Annotated in this window: 1 protein-coding gene; it reads right to left on the bottom strand. The window is 49.4% G+C overall.

Features of this window, described 5'->3' with window-relative positions:
- Positions 1-7: 7 nt before the first annotated feature.
- Positions 8-1159: an IS30 family transposase gene (locus ACB035_RS20435; RefSeq protein ID WP_371168030.1), complete on the bottom strand. Its 1152-nt coding sequence runs from the start codon at positions 1157-1159 to the stop codon at positions 8-10.
- Positions 1160-1221 lie beyond the last annotated feature (62 nt).

Raw genomic sequence — 1221 nt, forward strand, 5'->3', positions numbered from 1 at the left:
TGTAGATTCAACCTGTCAACGCAACACCCTTTTCAATAACTTCTTTAGGTGTTTTAAATTTCAGGGTCTTCCTCGGCCTGCTGTTTAGTTGGGCTGCAACCTTATCCAGCTCCTGCTGGGAATATTGGGCAAGGCATGTCTTTTTGGGGAAAAACTGTCGTATGAGACCATTGGTGTTCTCGTTCGTACCTCGTTGCCAGGGACTTTGAGGGTCGCAGAAGTAAACCTTTACTCCTGTACTGGCAGTAAGCTCCAGATGCTTGGCCAGTTCCATGCCGCGATCCCACGTCAGGGATAACCTAAGTTTGGGGGGCAGTTCCTGGAATTTATTTATAAGTGCTTGATTTACAGACCCTGCATCCTTTCCATTTAGCTTGAGAATAACGGTATAGCGCGATTTTCTATCTACAAGTGTGGCTATGTGGGAGTTATTAGTGCCGGACACCAAATCCCCCTCCCAGTGACCGAATGATCGTCGGTTATCGATGTGCTTGGAGCGCTCGTGGATTGATATGCCATTCACGATATTGATGGTGCCTCTTTCTCCCTTGCGTGTATGGCGTTTCCCATGGCGCAGGCTATGAGAACGGCGCAGATGTTTAACAAGCAGGTGGTGCAGCGCACTCCGATTGCGAAAATACAGCGTTTTATAAATCGTCTCGGCGGATATCTGCATCATGTTCTGGCGGGGGAACGTTCTTCTGAGCCACCCAGAGATCTGCTCCGGAGACCATTTTAACTCGAGTTTTTCCAGCACGAGATTCCGCAGTTGCGGATTACGCTCCAGAAGGCATACCTTGGGTCTTTTGGCCATTCGATTAGCGCGATTATTGGCACCAACAGCTTTGTAGCCGCGTCTGCCACGATTGCGTCGAACTTCCCGAGATATTGTTGAAGGAGAGCGGTTAAGGGAGCGTGCTATGGCACGAATACTCATTTGTGCCGATAGACCGGCTCGAATCTCCTCACGCTCAGATAACGTCAGGTGAGCTACTGCTCGACGGCGCTCGCTCGGTTTGATCCCTCCCGTGTCCCTCAACATGGTGAAAATTGTGCCGGGCTTCGAATCCAAGATTCTCGCTATCTCGCTGAAGCCTGTTCCGCGCTTCCACAGATCAAAAACAAACGCTTTTTCCTTTGCTGTAAATGTTCGCTTCATTCAACAATCCTCCGCAACGGCATGCTTTCACATGGTTGTTGCGTTGATCAATTGAATCTACA

This window comes from Aeromonas sp. S12(2024) (assembly GCF_041402305.1).
Taxonomy (GTDB): domain Bacteria; phylum Pseudomonadota; class Gammaproteobacteria; order Enterobacterales; family Aeromonadaceae; genus Aeromonas; species Aeromonas veronii.

Excerpts from the sequence above, each read along its gene's own strand:
- ACB035_RS20435 (WP_371168030.1), bottom strand. The coding sequence starts at position 1,159 with ATGAAGCGAACATTTACAGCAAAGGAAAAAGCGTTTGTTTTTGATCTG.